Here is a 14,353-nt window from a genome sequence, read left to right as displayed (position 1 = left end):
GACCAATTACAATCAGCTGCCCACGCACCTTTGATATATTATCATCTAGCGCAAGCATTTGTCAATGTTATTTCAAAAAGTTTTTATAAAGTTTGTGTATATCAGGATTCGTCCGCTTGGATATTACAAACGTCGCTTCCTGACATACACATTCTTTAATTCCTAAGAAAGAGGAAATCTATCTTAGTCTACCGAAACTGGCTCCAATTCTTCTACAGAAGATTGGCCATCTTCAGGCTCAGCAAATTTGATACTGCGGTAACGGTTCATACCCGTACCAGCAGGGATCAACTTACCGATGATAACATTTTCCTTTAGACCGAGCAACTGATCGACTTTACCTTTGATCGCTGCATCTGTCAGTACACGTGTTGTCTCTTGGAACGATGCCGCAGAGAGGAAGGAGTCTGTTTCAAGGGATGCTTTTGTAATACCGAGCAAGATTGGTTTTGCAACCGCAGGCTCTTTATCACTCAGAATCGCAATTTTGTTCGCTCTTTCATACTCATGCGTATCTACAAATGATCCCGGCAACAGCGTTGTATCTCCCGCATCAACGATACGGATTTTACGCAACATTTGACGGATCATAACTTCAACGTGTTTGTCATTGATTTCTACGCCCTGGTTACGGTATACGCGCTGTACTTCCTGCAAAATGTAGTTCTGTACGCCACGTACGCCTTTAATGCGCAACATTTCTTTCGGGTCGATAGAACCGTCTGTCAACTCGTCACCCGCTTCAATTTCCATGCCTTCGCTTACGCGGACACGGGAACCGTAAGTAACAGAGTACACTTTGGATTCTGCTTCGCCTTGAATTTCGATTTCACGACGATCTTTCGCTTCGCGAATCTCTTTAACCACACCGTCAATCTCACTGATCGTTGCTTGACCTTTAGGATTACGGGCCTCAAACAACTCCTGAATACGCGGCAAACCTTGCGTGATGTCGTCTCCGGCTACGCCGCCGGTATGGAACGTACGCATTGTAAGCTGTGTTCCTGGCTCACCAATGGATTGTGCAGCAATGATACCAACCGCTTCACCAATTTCCACGTGTTTACCTGTCGCAAGGTTGCGACCATAACACTTCTTGCAGACACCATGACTTGCACGGCAGCTGAGAACGGAACGGATTTGCAATTTAGTTACGCCAGCTTTGATAATCGCTTCTGCTTTGTCAGAGTCGATCAACTCATTGCGGCCAGCGATAATTTCTTTTGTTTCCGGATGACGGACAGTTTCGAAGCAGTATCTGCCTTCAATACGGTCGTAGAGATCTTCAATAACCTCTTTACCATCCTGGATACGACTAACTGTAAAGCCTTTATCTGTACCACAATCGTCTTCACGCACAATTACGTCTTGGGCTACGTCTACGAGACGACGAGTCAGATAACCTGAGTCGGCTGTACGCAGGGCTGTATCCGCGAGACCTTTACGCGCACCGTGAGTGGAAATAAAGTACTCGAGTACTGTCAGTCCTTCACGGAAGTTCGATTTGATTGGGAGTTCGATAATACGACCAGACGGGTTGGCCATCAGACCACGCATACCACCCAATTGAGTGATTTGTGATTTGTTACCCCGTGCTTTGGAGTCAACCATCATCATAATCGAGTTGTAGCGATCCATGGATTTCATCAGGATATCCGTGATGTCGTCTTTAGATTTTGACCAGATATCAATGATACGGTCATAGCGCTCTTCATTCGTAATCAAACCACGACGATACTGGTTTGTAACGATCTGAGCTTTATCTTCGGACTGTCTGAGGATTTCAAATTTCTCAGGTGGAACGACAACGTCGGACACGGCTACGGTAATACCAGCACGCGTCGAGTACGTGAATCCAAGTTGTTTGATCTTATCCAAAATAACCGCAGTTTCGGTTGTATGATAAATTTCAAAACAACGAGCGATGATGGAACCGAGGTATTCTTTGCCGACACCGCCAGCTTGAGGAGCATTCATAATAGCTTCTCTCAAGTCAGCACCTTTCTCATAAACAAATGAATGATCCGCTGTACCTTGATACAGGTTTGCGCGAGTCGCATCATTGATATAAGGGAAGCTTGCCGGGAAAATTTCATTAAAGATAATTTTGCCGACCGTTGTCAACAACATACCTTTTTGTTGCTCTTCCGTGAAGCTTGTTTTACCAAGTGCTCTAACCGGAATAGCGACACGCGCATGCAGTCCAGCAGTACCCCGTTGGTATGCAGATACAGCCTCATTGACTGTACGCAGAACCATACCTGTACCCTTCTCTTCTTTGTTGTCCATCGTTAGATAGTACGAACCAAGAACCATATCCTGGGAAGGAGTTACAACCGGTTTGCCGTCTTTCGGGTTCAAAATGTTACCTGATGCAAGCATCAGGATACGTGCTTCCGCTTGAGCTTCAGCGGACAATGGAACGTGCACGGCCATTTGGTCACCGTCAAAGTCGGCATTGTATGCCGTACATACGAGCGGGTGAAGACGAATCGCTTTACCTTCAACCAGAATCGGTTCAAACGCCTGAATACCGAGACGGTGAAGCGTAGGGGCACGGTTCAGGAGAACTGGATGCTCCTTAATTACTTCTTCAAGAACATCCCATACTTCAGGACTTACACGCTCAACTTTACGTTTTGCGCTTTTGATGTTGTGGGCTAGCCCTTTATTCACAAGCTCTTTCATCACAAAAGGCTTGAACAGTTCCAGTGCCATGTCTTTAGGCAGACCGCACTGATACATTTTCAGGTAAGGTCCGACAACGATAACGGAACGGCCGGAGTAGTCAACACGTTTACCGAGCAAGTTTTGACGGAAACGTCCTTGTTTACCTTTCAGCATGTGGCTGAGAGATTTCAAAGGACGGTTACCCGGACCTGTAACAGGACGTCCACGACGACCGTTATCGATCAAAGCGTCAACTGCTTCCTGCAACATCCGTTTTTCGTTTTGCACGATGATATCTGGCGCGCCCAGGTCAAGCAGACGTTTCAGACGGTTGTTCCGGTTAATTACACGGCGGTACAGGTCGTTCAAGTCAGACGTAGCAAAACGTCCACCATCCAGTTGTACCATCGGACGAAGTTCCGGCGGAATGACAGGAAGTACATCCATGATCATCCACTCTGGGTTGTTGCCAGAGTTGCGGAATGCTTCGATTACTTCCAAACGTTTAATTGCACGGTTACGACGTTGTCCTTGTGCAGTGCGGAGCTCTTCCTTCAGGAATTCAAGCTCTTTCTCTACATCAAGGTCTTGAAGCAATTTTTTAACTGCTTCTGCACCCATGCCGGCTTGGAAGCCGTATCCGTATTTTTCACGGTAGCTGCGATATTCCTTCTCGGACAACAGCTGTTTTTTCTCCAGTGGAGTTTCTCCTGGATCAGTTACTACATATGATGCAAAATAAATGATCTCTTCGAGAGATCTTGGAGACATATCCAATGCGAGACCCATACGGCTCGGAATACCTTTGAAGTACCAGATATGCGATACCGGAGCAGCAAGCTCAATATGGCCCATCCGTTCACGACGGACTTTCGCACGTGTTACTTCAACGCCACAGCGATCACAGACAACGCCTTTATAACGAACGCGTTTGTATTTACCGCAATGACATTCCCAGTCTTTTGTAGGGCCAAAAATCTTTTCGCAGAACAGCCCTTCTTTTTCCGGTTTCAACGTACGATAGTTGATCGTTTCCGGTTTTTTCACTTCTCCGCGGGACCAAGAACGAATTTTCTCTGGGGAAGCAAGCCCGATCTTCATGTATTCGAAATTGTTGACGTCCAACAAGGAGCAACCCTCCTTAACCTAATTCCTGTATTCTAGGTTACGCTTGCTCCAGCCGAAGCCGGAGCAAAACGTGAGCCTGATGAAAAACGCCGGTCATCATGCGCCCGAAGCGATTATTCCGCTCCGACCTCTGTACCCTCAAGGTTGAGGCTGAGCTTATCGCTCGCAGCGTCATCTTCATCGTCCATTTCTTTCATTTCAATCTCTTGCTCATCTTCACTCAAAATCTTAACGTCCATACCCAAGCTTTGCAGCTCTTTGATCAATACTTTGAACGACTCAGGAACACCTGGTTCCGGTACGTTCTCACCTTTGACAATGGACTCGTACGTTTTCACCCGACCAACAACGTCATCGGATTTAACCGTCAAGATTTCTTGCAGAGTATAAGCGGCACCATATGCCTCAAGCGCCCATACTTCCATCTCTCCGAAACGCTGTCCACCAAATTGGGCTTTACCACCCAGCGGCTGTTGCGTAACAAGTGAGTAAGGACCTGTGGAACGGGCATGGATTTTATCGTCAACCATGTGTGCCAGTTTGATCATGTGCATGACACCAACGGTAACTTCACGTTCAAACTCTTCACCAGTACGGCCATCATACAGGACGGTTTTACCGTTACGTTGCATACCTGCTTCTTCCATTGTATCGAAGACGTCATACTCCTTCGCACCGTCGAATACAGGTGTTGCTACGTGGATACCCAGCTGCATTGCTGCCATACCCAAGTGAACTTCAAGCACTTGACCGATGTTCATACGGGAAGGTACGCCCAGTGGGTTAAGGACGATTTGAACCGGTGTACCGTCTGGCAGGAAAGGCATATCCTCTTCTGGCAAGATGCGGGCCACGACCCCTTTGTTACCATGACGTCCGGCCATCTTATCACCCTCGGAAATTTTCCGTTTTTGGGCAATATAAACACGAACGAGCTGGTTCACACCTGGTGGCAGTTCATCTCCGTTTTCACGGGTAAATACTTTCACGTCAACGACGATACCATCGGTACCGTGAGGTACACGCAAGGATGTATCACGTACTTCACGTGCTTTTTCACCAAAGATTGCATGCAAGAGACGTTCTTCTGCAGTCAGTTCGGTTACGCCTTTTGGTGTAACTTTACCAACGAGAATGTCGCCAGCAGCAATTTCAGCACCGATGCGGATAATACCGCGCTCATCCAGATTACGCAACGCTTCTTCCCCAACGTTAGGGATATCACGTGTGATCTCTTCTGGTCCGAGCTTGGTATCACGAGCTTCCGATTCATATTCCTCGATGTGGATGGATGTGTATACATCTTCTTTAACGAGTTTTTCGCTGAGTAGGATCGCATCCTCATAGTTGTAACCTTCCCATGTCATGAAGGCAACTACTACGTTGCGCCCAAGAGCAAGTTCACCCATTTCCGTCGAAGGACCGTCAGCAAGGATGTCGCCAGCTTTAACAGCAGCGCCTCTTTTTACGATCGGACGTTGGTTGATGCATGTTCCTTGGTTCGAACGCATAAATTTGTGTAATTTATATTTAACGATATCGCCTTTGACTTCTTGACCGTCTACCTCTTCAACACGACGAAGCCAGATCTCGTTCGCGGAGGAACGTTCAATAATTCCGTCATAATCGGCAACAATACATACACCGGAGTCTTTCGCAGCTTTGTGCTCCATACCTGTTCCTACAAGCGGAGCTTTAGGAATCAAGAGTGGAACCGCCTGCCGTTGCATGTTTGATCCCATGAGGGCACGGTTGGAGTCATCGTTCTCAAGGAACGGAATGAGCGCTGTAGCGACCGATACAACCTGCTTAGGTGATACGTCCATGTAGTCCACTCGTTCACTCGGCATCGTAAGGATGTTATCCGACTGTTTGTTGTAACGTACAATGATCGCTTCTTCTGCAAAAGTGCTATCTTCGTTCAGCTTCGCATTCGCCTGAGCGATAACATAGTTGTCCTCTTCGTCTGCTGTCAGGTAATCAATTTGCTCAGTGACAACACCCGTCTTCGGATCAACCCAACGATATGGAGCTTCAATGAAGCCATATTCGTTCACACGCGCAAACGTCGACAAGGAGTTGATCAAACCGATGTTTGGTCCCTCTGGTGTCTCGATCGGGCACATCCGTCCATAGTGGGATGGATGGACGTCACGGACTTCCATGCCGGCACGCTCACGAGTCAAACCGCCCGGTCCGAGTGCGGACAGACGACGTTTATGCGTCAACTCGCCCAGTGGGTTCGTTTGATCCATAAACTGTGACAATTGGGAGCTACCGAAGAACTCTTTAATCGATGCGATTACCGGACGGATGTTGATCAATGCCTGTGGTGTAATGACATTTGCATCCTGGATGGACATTCTTTCACGAACCACACGCTCCATACGGGATAGACCGATACGGAACTGGTTTTGCAAAAGTTCACCCACAGAACGCAGACGACGGTTACCCAGGTGGTCGATATCATCCGTGCTTCCGATGCCGTGCAACAAGTTCAGGAAGTAACTGATGGAAGAGATGATATCCGCTGGCGTGATGTTTTTCACGGACTTGTCAATGTCGCCATTGGCAATCAGCTTAACCACTTTACCATCTTCAATTGGTGAAAACACATCAATGGTTTGCATCGGGATATCATTGGCATCCAAAACGCCGTTGCCCACGTGATATGTGCGGAAGCCGACGCTTTTCTCCAGGTAAGGCATGATTTCGTCGAGCAAACGACGGTCTACCATTTGACCTGCTTCTGCAATGATTTCGCCTGTTTCAGCGTCGATCAAAGACTCAGCCAAACGCTGATTAAACAAACGGTTTTTGATGTGAAGTTTTTTGTTGATTTTGTAACGACCTACGTTTGCAAGGTCATAACGTTTTGGATCAAAGAAACGTGCAACGAGCAAGCTTTTCGCGTTATCCAGCGTTGGTGGCTCGCCTGGACGAAGGCGCTCATAGATCTCGATGAGAGCTTTCTCGGTGGAATCCGTGTTGTCTTTGTCCAGTGTGTTACGGATATATTCGTCATTACCGAGCAAATCCAGAATCTCAGCGTCTGTGCCAAAACCAAGGGAACGCAGGAGAACCGTAACCGGAATTTTACGTGTACGGTCGATCCGGACATAAACAACATCCTTCGCGTCCATCTCCAGCTCCAACCAAGCGCCGCGGTTAGGAATTACTGTAGCGGTATACGTTTTTTTCGCGTTCTTATCTACTTTGGTACTGAAGTAAACGCTAGGAGAGCGAACCAACTGGCTGACAATAACCCGTTCAGCACCATTAATAATAAATGTGCCGGTGCTGGTCATCAGCGGGAAATCTCCCATGAATACTTCCTGCTCTTTGACTTCTCCGGTTTCCTTATTAATGAGCCGGACTTTCACCCGAAGTGGTGCTGCATAAGTAACGTCACGCTCTTTCGCGTCGTCTACTGTATACTTCGGTTCTCCGAGACTGTAATCGATAAATTCCAAAATCAAGTTACCTGTAAAATCCTGGATCGGCGAGATATCCTGGAACATTTCGCGCAACCCTTCCTCCAAAAACCAATCATACGATTTTTGTTGGATTTCAATCAGGTTCGGAACTTCGAGTATCTCGTTAATTCGTGCATAACTGCGCCGAGTGCGTCGACCATATTGAACAAGATGTCCTGCCAACTTAAACTCACCCCTCAATGTCTACTCACTTTAAAAATTTCGTTGCGAACCTCTGTTTGTAACCTTATAATGGTACACATACAGAGCAAAGCAATGCACCCGCAAATAAAGAAAAGCCCTTACTCGAAATGTCGTTCGATAAAAGAGCAACTTTGATCGGCGGATGTCTTTCCAAATCATTCTTATCCCCAGTTTGCCCAAAATGTACATATTATACGCCAAACATAGGCATAATAAGCCCGGTTCGGCGTAAAAAAAGGTTGACATTTTTAGTTAGCTAAAGCCAAGTAGGGCATCTTAATACTGACATTTTACAACTATACCACGGCTTGAATTTCAAGTCAATAGTCCTATTGCAAAAAAAATGATCCCCTGCTTACTTTACAAATTCGAATGAACCTCTCACAGTTCCTCTACTCTTCTTTCACCGCTTTGAAAATTCGGTAGCCCTTATCCTTCGTCACTTCTTCCACTCGTGTAAACAACGATTCCAACTTCGCTTTCGCAGAAGGTGCACCTTGTTTCTTTTGAATAACAATCCATAACGATCCGCCTACCTTCAAATGGTCATACGCCTGCTCAAAGATCGTGTGAACCGTTTCTTTGCCAGCTCGAATTGGAGGATTAGTTAAGATCACATCGAAATCCTGCTGCTTTACTTCAGTCAGTAGATTGCTCTGCAGTATAGTAACATTGGCAATGCCATTCCCTCTGGCATTTTCTTTGGAAAGCTCAATCGCTCTTTCGTTGATGTCGATCATGGTGACATGCCCATCCGGTACAAGTTTTGCCGCTGTAAGCCCGATTGGCCCGTAACCACATCCCACATCGAGAACATGAGCGCCTGACGGCAGTTCCATCGCATCAATCAATACCCTGCTGCCATAATCGATTCCATTTTTGGAAAAAACACCAGCATCCGTCACCAATCGCAGACTCATTCCGCGAAGTACCGTTTCCGCAGCCTTGCGATCATGTGCTACTTGTGGTTTGTCCGAATAATAATGATTGGACATGCACTCACTCACTTTCCACAGTTACAGTTACATTTACAGCAACAAACCCCTTGATATAAGTCAAGGGGTTTGTTGTTTTATTCATTCAGCTTGGATAAGCTAAATTATTTAACTTCGATTGTAGCGCCAGCTTCTTCAAGCTTAGCTTTGATTGTTTCTGCTTCTTCTTTAGAAACTTTTTCTTTCAATGCTTTTGGAGCGTTGTCAACTACTTCTTTAGCTTCTTTCAAGCCAAGACCAGTGATTTCGCGAACTGCTTTGATAACGTTGATTTTGGAAGCGCCAGCGCTTGCCAAGATTACGTCGAACTCGGATTGCTCAGCTTCAGCTGCAGCAGCGCCGCCACCTACAGCAGCTACTGGAGCTGCAGCAGTTACGCCGAATTCTTCTTCGATTGCTTTAACAAGATCGTTCAGTTCCAGTACAGTCATGCCTTTGATTGCTTCCAAGATTTGCTCTTTACTCATGATTGAACCTCCATATATAATTTTATTTTTTGTATTCCATTACTGTTAGGCAGTATTCAGATCAAGTAGCTTATGCGCCTTGTTCTTCTTTGTCTGCAACAGCTTTAACCGCAAGCGCGAAGTTGCGCACTGGCGCTTGAAGCACGCTGAGGAGCATAGAGAGGAGACCTTCGCGTGATGGCAGTTCTGCCAACGCTTTAACTTCTTCTTCTCCAATTACGCGACCTTCTACGACAGCACCTTTCAATTTCAGTGCATCGTTCTTTTTCGCGAAGTCGTTCAGAATTTTGGCTGGAGCTACAGCATCTTCTCCGCTGAATGCAATCGCAGTAGGACCTGTCAGAACGCTATCGAGTTCTGTCAATTCTGCTGCTGCAGTTGCACGGCGAAGCAATGTGTTTTTCAGCACTTGGAATTCGATTCCGGCTTCACGAAGCTGCTTGCGCAGTTCAGTAGCTTGGGCAACGTTCAATCCGCGGTAGTCAACAACAACGGTTGTCACGCTTTCGCGCAATTTTGCTGTTACAACATCAACGGACTCTTGTTTTGCTTGAATCACTTTTGCGTTTGCCAATCTGTACACCTCCTGATCAAATTTATCCCATTAAGAAAAGCCTCCGTAGAATCACGAAGGCTTGATATATACTCGCAACCGATTTGCATCGTTCAAGTTGTATAATCACACCTCGGTAGGAAATTAAGCCACAGGGCACCTACTGTCTACGGCAAGCATATTCAAATGTCAACGGTCAGTCACTCGGACTCACAACTTTTATAGAATATCAGAACAGGGCGAACCTGTCAAGAACATTTTATCTAAAAGCTGCTGCGTTCACGCGTGCGCCAGGGCCCATCGTAGAAGAAAGACTTACGTTCTTCAGATAAACACCTTTAGATGCCGCCGGTTTAGCACGGTTCAGAGCATCCATGAGAGCTTTGAGGTTCTCATTCAATTGCTCGGAAGAGAAAGAAGCTTTACCGATCGGTGCATGAATTTGACCTGCACGATCCAGACGATATTCGATTTTACCGGCTTTGATTTCTTGAACAGCCTTAGTTACATCGAAAGTTACCGTTCCGGCTTTAGGGTTAGGCATCAGGCCTTTACCGCCGAGCAGACGGCCCAATTTACCTACTTCACTCATCATATCCGGTGTCGCTACGCAGACGTCGAATTCGAACCAGCCTTGTTGGATTTTGTTGATCATGTCTGCATCACCAACATAGTCCGCGCCAGCCGCTTCCGCTTCTTTCGCTTTGTCACCTTTTGCAAATACCAATACGCGTTGTGTTTTACCTGTACCGTGTGGCAAGACAACAACACCACGTACTGCCTGGTCTTGCTTACGAGGGTCTACACCCAAACGAACTGCTGCTTCGATAGTCTCATCGAATTTTGCAGTAGCTGCCTTTTTCACAAGCTCTACAGCTTCTGAAGGCTCGTAAGTCGCTTCGCTGTCGATCAGCTTAGCAGCTTCCAGGTATTTTTTACCGTGTTTAGCCATGTTTTATTCCTCCTTTGTGGTTTTAGCGGATATACCTCCCACATTGACCGGCCGCGAATCGGCCGGCTTTACGAAGCCATGTTTCGTGTGAAAATTAGTCTTCGATGGTGATACCCATGCTGCGGGCAGTACCTTCAACCATACGCATTGCGGACTCAACGTCAGCAGCATTCAGGTCAGGCATTTTTGTTTCCGCGATTTGACGTACCGCATCACGTTTAACGGTAGCAACTTTTTTCTTATTCGGCTCGCCGGATCCTTTTTCAACTTTCGCTGCCACTTTCAACAGAACTGCTGCAGGTGGAGTTTTAGTGATGAATGTAAAGGAACGGTCCTCGAATACAGAAATTTCAACTGGAATGATCAATCCTGCTTGATCAGCTGTACGAGCGTTGAATTCTTTACAGAATGCCATGATGTTGACACCTGCTTGACCCAATGCCGGACCTACTGGTGGTGCTGGATTTGCTTTACCTGCTGGAATCTGCAGTTTTACCATTTTGATTACCTTTTTTGCCATGATAGACACCTCCTTGCAAAATAGTGGTTAACGGGCCTCACAGCCCTCCCACAAGAAACTTGAAGAAACTATATCTTCTCCACTTGGGTGTATTCCAACTCAAGCGGTGTTTCCCGTCCAAACATGTTAACGTGTACCTTGAGCTTGCTCTTGTCTACCAAAATCTCTTCCACGGAGCCCACAAAATTCGCAAAAGGACCGACTTTAATGCGTACGGATTCCTTAATATCGAATTCAATTTTAGGCTTAGGTTCAACCATACCCATGTGCTTCAGAATTTGTTCCACTTCTTCTGGCAACAAGGCTGTTGGTTTGGAACCGGAACCTGTCGAACCGACAAAGCCGGTAACACCTGGTGTATTGCGAACAACATACCAAGAATCATCCGTCTGAACCATTTCGACCAAGACATAACCGGGGTAAACTTTACGCATAACGGTCTTTTTCTTACCGTCTTTGTTTACCACTTCTTCTTCCATCGGAACAAGAACGCGGAAAATCTTGTCTTCCATGCCCATGGACTCTACGCGTTTTTCCAAATTGGCTTTGACCTTATTTTCATACCCTGAGTAGGTATGAACGACGTACCATCTTTTTTCCATATCAAGCCACCTGGGACCCTTCTTAAATAATCGCTTCGATCACAGCGGAGATGCCGATATCTACGACCCAAAAAAACAGCGTCATAACCACAACAGTACCAAGTACGATTAACGTGTAGTTCGTCAGCTCTTTACGATTAGGCCAGCGAACCTTTTTAAGTTCAGCCCAGCTTTCAGAGAAAAAGGAAATCAGAGATTTGAAACTACGTTTCACGCCGACTACACCTCCAAAAAACTATCTGGTTTCGCGATGAGAAGTCTGCTCGTTACAAAACTTGCAAAATTTCTTCATCTCCATGCGGTCGGGGTGATTACGCTTGTTTTTTGTCGTAGTGTAATTTCTTTGTTTGCAGTTCGTACAAGCCAAAGTAATAATTACCCGCATGATGTACACCTCCCGAAGACTTCCACATTGAAGCAGAGTCTCTAAATTGATCCTGAAAAAAAAGCCGTAAAATAGGCCTACCTAAAACACTTTATCACAAGGGTATAAGCATGTCAACGAAAGAATAACCTTTCGTAGATGGGTATTAATTCCGCACAAAACGCAACGTATCTCTCATCTCTGATTTTTTCACTGCTCCAGTATGAACCGAGCGATTACTATTATTTATCAAACCTTAACAATATAAACTACAGACAATAAAAAAAGACTCAAACACCGAGCCTTTTCCATCAACGACAACAACCTTTGTTCAATTATCTCGAACTTCCAGGTACTTTTCAAGTTTGCGCTTTACACGCTGCAATGCATTATCGATAGATTTTACATGACGATCCAAATCCACTGCAATCTCTTGATAAGATCTCCCGTCAAGGTACAACATCAGTACTTTACGTTCCAGGTCACTCAAAATCTCGGACATTTTATCTTCCAGGCCTACGAACTCCTCCTGGTTAATAATCAATTCTTCCGGATCACTGACCTGAGTTCCACAAATCACATCGAGTAACGTACGATCAGACTCTTCATCATAAATGGGCTTGTCCAGAGATACATAAGAATTAAGCGGAATATGCTTCTGACGTGTGGCTGTCTTGATCGCCGTAATAATCTGTCGCGTAATGCACAGTTCGGCAAATGCCTTGAAAGAAGCAAGCTTGTCCCCTTTGAAATCACGAATGGATTTGTAAAGGCCAATCATTCCTTCTTGAATAATATCTTCCCGGTCAGCTCCGATCAAAAAATAAGATCTTGCCTTGGCGCGTACAAAGTTGCGATACTTGTTGATCAAAAACTCCAGCGCTTCGCTCTCGCCTTCACGGACCGCTTCGACAATGTCTTCGTCACTTTGGTAATCATACTTGGATAACATGATATCTTTGAGGTCGACACTCACAGACAATCCCTCCGGCTGCAACGCAAGGTACCCCGTTACTCTACTCTATGAAATATACGAACAGTATATATGATGGTACCTCCCACCGTCAACCACGGCATCCCTAAAAAAGAATAGCTATAACATAATTGTCAATAGTTTCAATATTGTAAAATTTGTAAGAAACCCGCTGTCAGCCTCTTCTCCAGCGTTCAAATTGCTTTAATACATCCGGGCTTAATTTGCCCCCGATTGTATTCCGTGTCGATCTTGCCCGATCCTCTGCAACCCGTTGTTGCAATTCTTTTTCATTTTGTTCCACTTCAATCAGCAGTTCTCTGGCAGATATACGCAGTGCTCCCTGTCCAAAGATGACATGTTGCTCTACCATATCGCTGGTTGCTACATAGATTTGGCGTCTTCGCATGCTTAGTTCCCGAACGAGTCTCTCGATACATTCGTCTGCCGTCTCTTTTTCCTTCGTAAAATGAACTTGAACTTTGCTCTGTGTAAAGGATTTACCGAGTCCTGGCACAAGGTAGGCGTCAAACACAACAATGACTCGGCGACCGGAGAAAGCCTGATAGTCCGCAAGCCGGAAGAGTAGCCTATTCCGCGCCTCTTCCAACCCACTTTCGGCTAGTTTGGATAATTCCGGCCAGCCGCCAATCATGTTATACCCGTCTACAAGAAGCACATCACGGGAATCAGCCATATCATCTATTCCTGCTCTTGGCGAGCACGAAGCACCTCATACATAACAACACCAGCTGCCACAGAGGCATTCAGGGAATTAATCTGACCTTGCATAGGCAATTTAACCAGCACATCGCATTTCTCGCGAATAAGTCGTCCCATACCTTTATTTTCATTCCCGATGACGAGTGCAACCGGCCCTGTAAATACCCCATTGCCAAATACACCTTCACGCGCGGTAACATCCGTACCTACAACCCATACGCCTTCTTCCTTCAAACGATCAATTGTCTGCGCCAGATTGCTTACACGAGCGACTGGAACATACTCTGCTGCACCTGCCGATGTCTTAGACACCGTTGCAGTGACAGAGGCTGAACGCCGTTTAGGAACAATGACGCCGTGAGCTCCTGTGCAATCCGCTGTACGCAAGATGGAACCCAAATTATGAGGGTCTTCAATCTCATCCAGCAAAATTAAAAACGGATGTTCATTTTTAGATTTGGCTGCTTCCAGAATATCTTCAACCTCAGCATAGGCATAAGGTGCTGCCTGAGCAACTACACCTTGATGTTGGATACCAGGAACCGTCTGATCCAGCTTGCGCTTGTCCACATGCTGAATGACAATCCCTTGTTTTTTGGCTTCCGCAATAATCGGTTGCGTCAAATGTTTCTGAGCCGTATCAGCAATCCATATTTTATTAATGGTCCGGCCTGATCGCAACGCCTCCGTTACGGAGTGTTTACCGGCAATCCATTCTTCTTCCAT

13 protein-coding genes and 1 other annotated feature are annotated in these 14,353 nt (G+C 46.0%); all 13 genes read right to left on the bottom strand.

Annotated elements, in window-relative coordinates; translation table 11 throughout:
* Nucleotides 1-183: 183 nt before the first annotated feature.
* On the bottom strand, nucleotides 184-3,798 hold the full coding sequence (rpoC, locus tag ABIE27_RS29155; protein WP_123067249.1) for a DNA-directed RNA polymerase subunit beta': 3,615 nt from the start codon (nucleotides 3,796-3,798) through the stop codon (nucleotides 184-186).
* 113 nt (nucleotides 3,799-3,911) lie between these two features.
* A complete protein-coding gene (rpoB, locus tag ABIE27_RS29150; protein WP_429352092.1) occupies nucleotides 3,912-7,457 on the bottom strand; it encodes a DNA-directed RNA polymerase subunit beta in 3,546 nt (1,181 codons plus the stop codon).
* A gap of 413 nt (nucleotides 7,458-7,870) precedes the next feature.
* Entirely contained in the window at nucleotides 7,871-8,473 is a 603-nt protein-coding gene (locus tag ABIE27_RS29145) for a class I SAM-dependent methyltransferase (RefSeq protein WP_123067247.1), read from the bottom strand.
* Nucleotides 8,474-8,577: 104 nt separating this feature from the next.
* Nucleotides 8,578-8,940, bottom strand: coding sequence for a 50S ribosomal protein L7/L12 (gene rplL / locus ABIE27_RS29140; protein ID WP_090924684.1), 363 nt, complete (start codon nucleotides 8,938-8,940; stop codon nucleotides 8,578-8,580).
* A 70-nt stretch (nucleotides 8,941-9,010) separates the two neighbouring features.
* Nucleotides 9,011-9,514, bottom strand: coding sequence for a 50S ribosomal protein L10 (gene rplJ / locus ABIE27_RS29135; protein WP_123067246.1), 504 nt, complete (start codon nucleotides 9,512-9,514; stop codon nucleotides 9,011-9,013).
* 23 nt (nucleotides 9,515-9,537) lie between these two features.
* Nucleotides 9,538-9,684: a sequence feature (ribosomal protein L10 leader region), on the bottom strand.
* Nucleotides 9,685-9,752: 68 nt separating this feature from the next.
* The gene (gene rplA / locus ABIE27_RS29130) at nucleotides 9,753-10,445 is read right to left on the bottom strand and encodes a 50S ribosomal protein L1 (RefSeq protein WP_123067245.1); all 693 of its coding nucleotides are present in this window, start codon (nucleotides 10,443-10,445) and stop codon (nucleotides 9,753-9,755) included.
* 94 nt (nucleotides 10,446-10,539) lie between these two features.
* On the bottom strand, nucleotides 10,540-10,965 hold the full coding sequence (gene rplK / locus ABIE27_RS29125) for a 50S ribosomal protein L11 (protein WP_017692062.1): 426 nt from the start codon (nucleotides 10,963-10,965) through the stop codon (nucleotides 10,540-10,542).
* Nucleotides 10,966-11,033: 68 nt separating this feature from the next.
* On the bottom strand, nucleotides 11,034-11,567 hold the full coding sequence (nusG, locus tag ABIE27_RS29120) for a transcription termination/antitermination protein NusG (RefSeq protein ID WP_024633599.1): 534 nt from the start codon (nucleotides 11,565-11,567) through the stop codon (nucleotides 11,034-11,036).
* 22 nt (nucleotides 11,568-11,589) lie between these two features.
* A complete protein-coding gene (gene secE / locus ABIE27_RS29115) occupies nucleotides 11,590-11,781 on the bottom strand; it encodes a preprotein translocase subunit SecE (protein WP_024633600.1) in 192 nt (63 codons plus the stop codon).
* A 21-nt stretch (nucleotides 11,782-11,802) separates the two neighbouring features.
* Nucleotides 11,803-11,952 (bottom strand): 50S ribosomal protein L33, encoded by a 150-nt coding sequence (gene rpmG, locus ABIE27_RS29110; RefSeq protein ID WP_072735843.1) that lies wholly within the window; start codon nucleotides 11,950-11,952, stop codon nucleotides 11,803-11,805.
* 310 nt (nucleotides 11,953-12,262) lie between these two features.
* Nucleotides 12,263-12,907 carry an RNA polymerase sporulation sigma factor SigH gene (sigH, locus tag ABIE27_RS29105; RefSeq protein WP_024633601.1) on the bottom strand — a complete coding sequence of 215 codons (645 nt, stop codon included), beginning with the start codon at nucleotides 12,905-12,907 and terminating at the stop codon, nucleotides 12,263-12,265.
* A 172-nt stretch (nucleotides 12,908-13,079) separates the two neighbouring features.
* Nucleotides 13,080-13,601, bottom strand: coding sequence for an NYN domain-containing protein (locus tag ABIE27_RS29100; protein WP_123067244.1), 522 nt, complete (start codon nucleotides 13,599-13,601; stop codon nucleotides 13,080-13,082).
* A 5-nt stretch (nucleotides 13,602-13,606) separates the two neighbouring features.
* Nucleotides 13,607-14,353 carry a 23S rRNA (guanosine(2251)-2'-O)-methyltransferase RlmB gene (gene rlmB, locus ABIE27_RS29095; protein ID WP_123067243.1) on the bottom strand — a complete coding sequence of 249 codons (747 nt, stop codon included), beginning with the start codon at nucleotides 14,351-14,353 and terminating at the stop codon, nucleotides 13,607-13,609.

This window comes from Paenibacillus sp. 4624, from assembly GCF_050435065.1.
Lineage (GTDB): Bacteria > Bacillota > Bacilli > Paenibacillales > Paenibacillaceae > Paenibacillus > Paenibacillus amylolyticus_D.
Note: the sequence above shows the minus strand (reverse complement) of the source record. Positions and strands in the feature narration are given on the sequence as shown.

Bases quoted from the DNA above. Each gene is read 5' to 3' on its own strand.
- rplA (WP_123067245.1), bottom strand. From the start codon at position 10,445: ATGGCTAAACACGGTAAAAAATACCTGGAAGCTGCTAAGCTGATCGAC.
- rplL (WP_090924684.1), bottom strand. From the start codon at position 8,940: ATGAGTAAAGAGCAAATCTTGGAAGCAATCAAAGGCATGACTGTACTG.
- ABIE27_RS29145 (WP_123067247.1), bottom strand. From the start codon at position 8,473: ATGTCCAATCATTATTATTCGGACAAACCACAAGTAGCACATGATCGC.
- ABIE27_RS29100 (WP_123067244.1), bottom strand. From the start codon at position 13,601: ATGGCTGATTCCCGTGATGTGCTTCTTGTAGACGGGTATAACATGATT.
- nusG (WP_024633599.1), bottom strand. From the start codon at position 11,567: ATGGAAAAAAGATGGTACGTCGTTCATACCTACTCAGGGTATGAAAAT.
- rlmB (WP_123067243.1), bottom strand. From the start codon at position 14,353: ATGGAAGAAGAATGGATTGCCGGTAAACACTCCGTAACGGAGGCGTTG.
- rplK (WP_017692062.1), bottom strand. From the start codon at position 10,965: ATGGCAAAAAAGGTAATCAAAATGGTAAAACTGCAGATTCCAGCAGGT.
- rpmG (WP_072735843.1), bottom strand. From the start codon at position 11,952: ATGCGGGTAATTATTACTTTGGCTTGTACGAACTGCAAACAAAGAAAT.